This is a genomic window from Phenylobacterium sp. (assembly GCF_036821595.1).
Lineage (GTDB): Bacteria > Pseudomonadota > Alphaproteobacteria > Caulobacterales > Caulobacteraceae > Phenylobacterium.
Genome location: NZ_DAISJG010000088.1, coordinates 1 through 7,645, shown reverse-complemented (window position 1 = coordinate 7,645; position 7,645 = coordinate 1). Strand labels below are relative to the sequence as shown.

9 protein-coding genes are annotated in these 7,645 nt (G+C 71.9%); 3 read left to right on the top strand and 6 right to left on the bottom strand.

Annotated features, from left to right (window positions below; genetic code table 11):
- Positions 1 to 323, bottom strand: a 323-nt coding sequence (locus tag V7Z97_RS18390; RefSeq protein WP_334164895.1) for a Plug domain-containing protein, incomplete at its 3' end; no start/stop codon positions are given.
- A 12-nt stretch (positions 324 to 335) separates the two neighbouring features.
- Entirely contained in the window at positions 336 to 1,727 is a 1,392-nt protein-coding gene (locus V7Z97_RS18385) for a family 43 glycosylhydrolase (RefSeq protein ID WP_334164894.1), read from the bottom strand.
- A 62-nt stretch (positions 1,728 to 1,789) separates the two neighbouring features.
- On the opposite strand from V7Z97_RS18385, the gene V7Z97_RS18380 reads away from it, so the two are divergent.
- Complete coding sequence (locus tag V7Z97_RS18380; RefSeq protein ID WP_334164893.1) at positions 1,790 to 2,551, top strand: SDR family oxidoreductase; 762 nt, start codon at positions 1,790 to 1,792, stop codon at positions 2,549 to 2,551.
- A 205-nt stretch (positions 2,552 to 2,756) separates the two neighbouring features.
- A complete protein-coding gene (locus tag V7Z97_RS18375; protein WP_334164892.1) occupies positions 2,757 to 3,029 on the top strand; it encodes a hypothetical protein in 273 nt (90 codons plus the stop codon).
- Positions 3,030 to 3,042: 13 nt separating this feature from the next.
- Here V7Z97_RS18375 and V7Z97_RS18370 read toward each other — a convergent pair whose 3' ends face one another.
- Genes V7Z97_RS18370 through V7Z97_RS18360 form a run of 3 tightly spaced genes read right to left on the bottom strand, consistent with a single transcriptional unit; the run spans position 3,043 to position 6,614 of the window.
- A complete protein-coding gene (locus V7Z97_RS18370; RefSeq protein ID WP_334164891.1) occupies positions 3,043 to 3,858 on the bottom strand; it encodes a crotonase/enoyl-CoA hydratase family protein in 816 nt (271 codons plus the stop codon).
- An 11-nt stretch (positions 3,859 to 3,869) separates the two neighbouring features.
- Positions 3,870 to 4,763 (bottom strand): glutathione S-transferase family protein, encoded by an 894-nt coding sequence (locus tag V7Z97_RS18365; RefSeq protein ID WP_334164890.1) that lies wholly within the window; start codon positions 4,761 to 4,763, stop codon positions 3,870 to 3,872.
- Complete coding sequence (locus tag V7Z97_RS18360; protein ID WP_334164889.1) at positions 4,764 to 6,614, bottom strand: AMP-binding protein; 1,851 nt, start codon at positions 6,612 to 6,614, stop codon at positions 4,764 to 4,766.
- Between the two features lie 165 nt (positions 6,615 to 6,779).
- On the opposite strand from V7Z97_RS18360, the gene V7Z97_RS18355 reads away from it, so the two are divergent.
- Positions 6,780 to 7,175: a cupin domain-containing protein gene (locus V7Z97_RS18355; RefSeq protein WP_334164888.1), complete on the top strand. Its 396-nt coding sequence runs from the start codon at positions 6,780 to 6,782 to the stop codon at positions 7,173 to 7,175.
- Between the two features lie 3 nt (positions 7,176 to 7,178).
- Here V7Z97_RS18355 and V7Z97_RS18350 read toward each other — a convergent pair.
- Positions 7,179 to 7,645 (bottom strand): glutathione S-transferase family protein (locus V7Z97_RS18350; RefSeq protein ID WP_334164887.1); only part of this gene is annotated, 467 nt, incomplete at its 5' end.

Genomic DNA, 7,645 nt, shown 5'->3' with positions numbered 1-7,645 from the left:
CTCCAGATCACCCAGCCGCCGAACGGATCGTTCTGCGGCGCCCCGTCGAGGGTCACCAGCGCCCGGCCGGCGCCGGACGGGGCGATGGCGCGCAGCGACAGCCCCTGGGTGGTCGGATTGGCCGCCGCGCTCCCGGTCCGGCGGAACAGCGATACGCCGGGAACCCGCTTCAGTGCCTCGTCGAGTCGCGGCGTGGTCTGCAGGATCTCAGGGCCGATCTGCACCGCACTGAAGGCGGCCTCGCCCCCGAGCGGGGCCAGTCTCGGCGGATAGACGACGACGACTTCGACGTTGGTGGGCGGAGGTGGGGGGAGGTCAGCCATGGGGCGCTAGGGCTAGCGGCCCGAAATCCCCCCGGCAACCCCGCGAATGGGGCGATCGGCCAGCCGCACCGTCCCGTCCTCGAAGGTGATCGGCGCGGTGAGCAGGGCGCGGAACACCTTGTAGCCCATCTCGCCCGGCCGGAAGGCGTGCAGGAAGAGCCTGGGCTCGCCCTCCGGGCCGACGCCGACGGAGGCGTGACCCGGCCCCCACCAGTCGGCGGTGGAGCGCAGGAACGGCTCCGGCTGCTTGTGAAAGGGCCCGAAGGGACTGTCGGCCACCGCGACGCCGATCCCGTACTGGGCCGTGGAGAAGTCGTTGCCCGAATAGAACATCCAGCAGCGGCCGCCCGCCCGGGTGATCCACATGCCCTCGATGAGGTGCGCCTCCCACGGCAGGTCGTTGCGCAGCACCGCGACCCGCTCCCCCACCAGGGCCGAGCCGTCGGGCGCCAGGCGCTGGGCGTAGACCGTGGTGGTGAGCGCCTCCAGCACCACGTCGGCCAGCGGGCCGATCTCGCCGCTCAGGGCCTCCAGGCGCCCGCGGAAGTCGGCGAAGTCCTCGGTCACCGCCTCGATCAGCAGCTGGCGCAGGCAGAACTGCTCCATCGGCCCGAGGGTCTCGGACCAGACGTGCAGCGCCCGCGCGATCTCGCCGGTCACCTGGTCCTCCGCGTCGGGCAGCAGCCGGGGGAGCAGGTCCTCCCGCTCGAACAGGAGCCGGCCGAGCGGTCCGGGCCAGTGGCCGTTGCTGTCCTCCTTCCAGTACAGGATCGGCCCCTCGGGGTCGGGCAGGATGTGGGCGTCGATCACGTCCCCGCCCAGCAGCGGCCGCTCAGGCGCGACGTAGGGCCCGCCCGGGCGATCCGCCTTCGCCAGGCCGATGGCGAGCCGGCCGCCGTGCTCGCGGGCGGTGAAGCAGAGCCAGTACTCGTCGCCGATGCGGTGGGCCTCGGGGGCCCAGAAGTCGCTCCCCGGGCCGGCCATCGCCCAGGCGGGCCTGGCGCCCGCGGGGAAGACGAAGCCCTCCGGCTCCCAGGTGATGAGGTCGCGGGAGGAGAGGATCGGGAAGCTCTGCGGCGCGTCGTTGGAGGTCACCGTCAGCCACCAGCGGTCGCCGTCCCTCAGCACCGAGGGATCGCCGTAGCCGTAGAGGATGTCCGGGGTGAGGTTCCGCGTCAGCAGGGGCTGGAGCCTCGGGTCCGAAGGCGCCGCCGCCACCGGCCGGCGGCTCAGCGGCATGCGGCAGCCGAAGTCCGCGGCGAACCGGGCGAACAGGTCCTGGCAGGCGTCCTGGGTGGCGCCCTCCAGCCGGTACTCGCGCGGCGGCCCGCCGTCCCGGCTCACCCGCAGCACGCGGGCTCCGCCCTCACCCTCCGGTTCGCCCACCTCGATCTGGAACGCCACGCCGCCACTCCTTGTACTCCGCCATCTCTAGCGGCCGGCCGGGATCGCCGCTATCGAGGCGCATGGCCTCAGGCAGCGGCAAGGTCGCCATCGTCACGGGCGCGGGCTCCGGCATCGGCCGGGCGGTCGCGCTCGCCCTGCTGCGCGAGGGATGGTCCGTGGCGCTGGCCGGCCGACGTCCCGAGGCCCTCGACGAGACCGTCGCCCAGGCCGGCGAGGCCGCCGACTGGGCCATGCCCGTCGCCACCGACGTGGCGGACCCCGCCGCCGTGGAGCGCCTGTTCCAGGCCACCCGCGGCCGGTTCGGCCGGCTCGACCTGCTGTTCAACAACGCCGGAACGGGCGCGCCGCCCGTCCCGCTCGAGGACCTGACGCTCGATGCGTGGAAGCGGGTGGTCGACGTCAACCTGACCGGCGCCTTCCTCTGCACCCAGGCGGCGTTCCGGCTGATGAAGGACCAGGACCCGCGGGGCGGGCGGATCATCAACAACGGCTCGATCTCGGCGCACGCGCCCCGGCCCCGCTCGGTCGCCTACACCGCCACCAAGCACGCGATCACCGGCCTGACCCGCTCCACCTCGCTCGACGGGCGGGCCTACGACATCGCCTGCGGCCAGATCGACATCGGCAACGCCGGCACCGACATGACCCGCGCCATGGCCAGGGGCGTGCTGCAGGCCGACGGCTCCATCGCGCCCGAACCGGTGATGGACGTGAAGGCCGTGGCGGACGCCGTGCTCTACATGGCCGGGCTGCCGCTCGAGGCCAATGTCCAGTTCATGACGGTGATGGCGACCAAGATGCCGTTCGTCGGCCGCGGCTGACCGGGCGCCCGCGCGCCGGGCGGCCGGCGCCCGATTTCACTGCATTGCGAAATTTCCACGCTGCAGCGCAACAAGATCATTGATAACCCAGACGGGCGCAGGCATTCGGGACCCCAGGCGCAAGGCCACCGTCAGTACGGCCACCGCCTGAAGAGGAACGCCGCGAAAGGGGTTGGCAGCAACCTCAATCCGGAACCGAACTCCCATGATGATCCGCACCCTGACCCTGGCCGCCGCCGCCGTGCTCGTCGCCGCCGCGCCGGCCGCCGCCAAGTCCGTCCGCATCTCCACCGAGGGCAAGACCCCCGAGCAGGTGCAGGCCGAGGTGACCAAGGCCGCCCGCGGCCTGTGCCTGCGCGAGACCTTCGGCGCGAGCTTCCCGGTGGACATCCACCGCGCCTGCGTGCGCAGCACGGTGGAGGCGACCATGAAGCAGTTCGCCGCCAACCGCGCCGCGACCCGGCTCGCCGCGCGCTAGGCCCCGCCCTGCCCTAGTCGGCGAAGACCGGCGCGCGCTTCTGGAGGTTGGCCATCACGGCCTCCACCTGGTTGGGCGCGCCGATCAGGGCCACCTGCTCGCGGGTCTCCTCAAGGAACACCGTGGCGATGTCGGCGTCCGACTGGGCGAGGTTCAGCAGCCGCTTGCCGGCGCGGATCGCGTGCGGGTTCTTGGACGCGATCTCGCGCGCCAGGGCGAGCGCGTCGGCGCGGGGGTCGGCGCAGACCCGGGTGGCGAGCCCCATGGCGGCCGCCTCCTCGCCGGAGAAGATCCGGCCGCTCCAGGTGAGCTCGCGGGCCACGTCGTCGCGGATCAGGCCGCGCATCAGCACGATGCCGGCCATGTCGGGCACCAGGCCCCACTTGATCTCCAGCACCGCCAGCCTGGCGTCGGCGGTGACGAACCGCAGGTCGGCCCCCAGCGCCAGCTGGAAGCCGCCGCCGAACGCCACGCCGTGCACCGCGGCGATCACCGGCACGGGCACCTCGCGCCAGACGTAGCAGGCCTGCTGCGCGCGGTTGGCGCCGGCCGGCGTGCGGCCCTTGGTCAGCTCGTCCACCGTGCGCTCGCCGCCCTTGCGCTCGCCCGAGGCCATCTGGGCGAAGTTGCCCATGTCGAGGCCGGCGCAGAACGCCCGCCCCTCGCCGGACAGCACCACGGCGCGGATGTCCTTGTTGCTCTTCAGCGCCTCCCCGGTCTCGACCAGGGCCTCGAACATGGCGTTGTCGAGGGCGTTCATCTTGTCGGCGCGGACCAGGCGCACGTCGGCGACGCCGTCCTGGATGTCCACGGTCACGCGGTCGTTCATGGGAGCCTCCGTCAGTCCCGCGCCAGGACGTAGCCTGCCCGCGGGAAATGCACATGGATCGGGCCGAGGCCGTCGGCCTCGCGCGCCAGGGTGATGCGGGTGGGGGTCAGGCCGGCCAGCCGGCCGCCGATGGGGTCGCGGCCGTAGTCGTCGGCCTGGACGGTGACGGGGTCGCCAGCACCGAGCCCAGAGGGATCGTCCGTGTCGACGGCGGCCGGCGCGGGCGTCGCGGCGCGGGCGACGTCCAGCGCCTCGGCGGGCGTCATCTCGGTCCTCTGCCCGTGGCCGAAGGCGCGCATGCGCCCGGCCCAGGCCTGCAGCCGGTCGAGCCCCGCCATCAGGTCGGGCACGGCGCCGCCGGCCCACCAGACCGGCATCCAGAGCGCCACGTCCGACAGCGACGGCCGCTCTCCCCCGAGGTAGGGCGCCTGCGCCAGGCCTGTGTCGGCCCAGGCGGCGTAGGCCCGCCACTGGGCGCGGGCGAAGGGCTCGGCGGCCTTCATCGCGGCGATGTCGAACGGCCGGCCCGACAGCTTCTCGCGGTCGGCGATGAACGCCTTCGGCACGGCGTCGCCCAGCTTGGCGAAGATCACCGCCACGCAGGCCTGGAACCACAGCCGGTCGGCGAACAGGTTCACCGCCCAGTCGGCGCCGCGGGCCAGCGCCGGCTCGGGATGGCGCCGCTCGACCTCCTCGAGGATCGCCTGGCTGTCGCAGTAGACGTCGGCGCCCACCTGCAGCACCGGGATGCGCCGGTAGCCGCCGGTCAGCGGGACCAGCTCCGGCTTGGGCATGATCACCGGCTGGATCACCGAGCGCCACGCCAGCCCCTTCACGCCCAGCATCGCCCGCGCCTTCTCCGAGAAGGGCGAGGTGTCGTAGTGGTGCAGGATCAGCTCGGGCATCTAGACGACGACGACCCCGGGGCCGGGCGGTTCGGCGTAGAGGCTCTCCACCAGGGCGGCGCGGTTCTCCAGGGTGGCGCGCTGGTTCACATAGCCCTTGTCGGTGATCTCGCCCGCGTCGATGGACGGCGGGTCGGTCATGACGATGAACCGACCGATGCGCCGCGAGGAGCCGCCGGAGGTGGCGTTGAACTCGGCGATCCGCGCCTTCAGCGCCGCCAGAAGCTTGGGGAACGGGTCCTCGCCGAGGGTCGCCAGGCCGGCCGGCGACGGCCAGATCAGGGCCCCGGCGAACGGCTTGTCCTGGCCGGTGATCACCATGTCGAAGACGTAGGGGGTGCAGGCCGCCACCAGGTCGGGCCTGAGCGTGCCGACCGAGACCCAGGTGCCGCTGTCGAGCTTGAAGTCCTCCGTCACCCGGCCGTCGAACACCAGGCCCTGGGTGGGATCGTCGGGATCGAGGAAGCGGCAGGCGTCGCCCAGCTTGTAGTAGCCCTCCTCGTCGAAGGCCGCCGCCGTCTTCTCCGGGTCGTTGTGGTAGCCGCTGGTGACGGTGGGGCCCTTCACCCGCACCTCCAGCTTGGAGCCGTTGGGCACGAGCTTGAGCGTGATCCCCGGCAGCGGCAGGCCGATCAGCCCGACCCGCTCGGTGATCCAGTGGACCACGGTGATCCCCTGCGTCTCCGTCGCGCCGTACATGGTGGTCAGCGGGATGCGGCAGCCGGTCTCGGCGATGGCGAGCGCCTGCATCCGCTCGTAGATGTCGTTGGACAGGGTGGCCCCGCCGTAGCCCATGTATCGCAGGTTCTTGAAGAAGCTTCGGCGCAGCTCCGGGTCGCGCTCCATGGCCTCGGCCAGCATGCCGAAGGCCACCGGCGCGGAGCCGAACACGAAGGGCGAGACCTCGTAGAGGTTCTTGATCGTGGTCTCGAACATGCCAGGGATCGGCTTGCCCTCGTCCAGGTGCAGGACGCCGCCGGCCCAGAGGTTGCCGTTGAAGGCGATGTTGCCGGCCGAGATGTGGCTCCAGGGCATCCAGTCGAGCGCCTGGGGCACGACGTCCGGATCGGGGTCCTCGCCGCGCAGGCCCTCCTGGCCGGCGATGACGCCGGCGAACATGCCGTGGGTCTGGGGCACGCCCTTGGGCATGCCCGTGGACCCTGAGGTGAACAGGTACTTGGCGACCGTCTCATGGCCGAGCCGCTCGCGCGCCGCCTCCACGGCCTCGGTGGGCTCGGTGGCGGTGAGCTCGGAGAGCGCGATGGGCCCGTTCCCACCGTCCACACTGATGAAGAACAGTTCCGGGTCCAGCGCCCTGAGGGTCTCGACCGCGCGGGCGAACATGTCGGAGTTCTGCACGAACACCGCCTTGGGCCGCACGGTCTCGAAGCAGTGCTTCAGCTTGGCGTGGTCCGACGAGATCAGGCTGTAGGCCGGGCTGATCGGGGCGATCGGCACGCCGGCCGTGTAGCAGCCCAGCATGACCAGGGCGTGCTCCACCGAATTGGCCGAGAGCACCATGACGCTGTCGGCGCCGGTCAGGCCGCGGTCCAGCAGCCACTGGGCGATGCCGTCGGCCGCCCGCTTGGCCTCGCCGTAGGTGACGCCCTGCCAGGGACCGTGGCCGGGCGCGCGCTGCAGGATGTAGGGCCGGTCCGGGTGCTCGGCCGCCCGCTGCGCCAGCAGGTGGGCGATGGAGCGCGGCCCCTCGCCCGGGGGGTGGTTGGAGCGGATCAGGATCGACCCGTCGGCCCGGCGCTCGACGCTGACGTCCGGCGCCTTCTGCGGCAGCGGCTTGAAGGGCGGCTTGGCGGCCGCGGTCACCGCCGTGGCGTCGTCGGCTGGGCTCATGACACGTCCTCCCCGTCTATGATCTTTCGCGAAAGCCTAGGCCGATGGCCGACGCTGGCAAGCGCGCCGCCACGTAAGCTGACGCGGCGTCAGGGGGCGTTTGACGTGGATCATCACGGCCGCGCGGGCGTTGGCCTAGCTTCACGGCGCAACGCGGAGGACGGCATGAAGGGCTTCGTCGAAGACATCGAGGACCTGACCGAGCAGAACCACGCCTTCCGGCGGGTGGTCTACACGGGCAGGCACCTGCAGCTCGTGCTCATGTCCCTCAAGCCCGGCGAGGAGATCGGCGAGGAGGTCCACGAGGACCACGACCAGTTCTTCCGCATCGAGAAGGGCCACGCCCGTGTGGAGATCGACGGCAAGGCCCACAAGGTCGAGGCCGACGACGCGGTGATCGTGCCGGCCGGGGCGCGGCACAACGTGATCAACACCGGCGACAAGCCGCTGAAGCTCTACACCATCTACGGCCCGCCCGATCACCGGGACGGCGTGGTGCACAACACCAAGGCCGAGGCGGAGGCCAGCGAAGAGCACTTCGACGGCCAGACCACGGAATAGGCCTCAGCCCTCCAGCGCCTCGGCGAGTTCGATCTTCTGGGCGGCCTTGGCCGACCGGAAGGCCGGCCGCGCCTTCAGCCTGGCCCAGTAGGCCGCCAGGGCGGGCGTGAACTGCTCCGAGAGCTTCAGGTGGGACGCAAGCAGCAGGGCGTAACCCACTGAAATGTCTGCCGCCGTGAACCGCCCCGCGCAAAGCCACTCGCGGTCGGCCAGCGCCCGGTCCACGCCGCGCAGCCGGCTGAGGAACCATTTGGCGTAGTCGTCGGCCACCGCCTCGGCCTTGCCGGGCTCGAAGGTGCGGTAGCGCAGCACCAGGGTCTGCGGGAAAGTCAGCGTCGCCTCCCCGAAATGCAGCCAGTTGAGCCAGGCGCCGTAGGCGTCGTCCTCCACCGGGACGGCCAGGTCGCTCGGCCCATGGCGGGTGACGAGGTACTGCACGATGGCCGCGCTCTCGGTCATGAAGGTCGCGC

Excerpts from the sequence above, each read along its gene's own strand:
- V7Z97_RS18380 (WP_334164893.1), top strand. The coding sequence starts at position 1,790 with ATGGCCTCAGGCAGCGGCAAGGTCGCCATCGTCACGGGCGCGGGCTCC.
- V7Z97_RS18375 (WP_334164892.1), top strand. The coding sequence starts at position 2,757 with ATGATGATCCGCACCCTGACCCTGGCCGCCGCCGCCGTGCTCGTCGCC.
- V7Z97_RS18370 (WP_334164891.1), bottom strand. The coding sequence starts at position 3,858 with ATGAACGACCGCGTGACCGTGGACATCCAGGACGGCGTCGCCGACGTG.
- V7Z97_RS18365 (WP_334164890.1), bottom strand. The coding sequence starts at position 4,763 with ATGCCCGAGCTGATCCTGCACCACTACGACACCTCGCCCTTCTCGGAG.
- V7Z97_RS18360 (WP_334164889.1), bottom strand. The coding sequence starts at position 6,614 with ATGAGCCCAGCCGACGACGCCACGGCGGTGACCGCGGCCGCCAAGCCG.
- V7Z97_RS18355 (WP_334164888.1), top strand. The coding sequence starts at position 6,780 with ATGAAGGGCTTCGTCGAAGACATCGAGGACCTGACCGAGCAGAACCAC.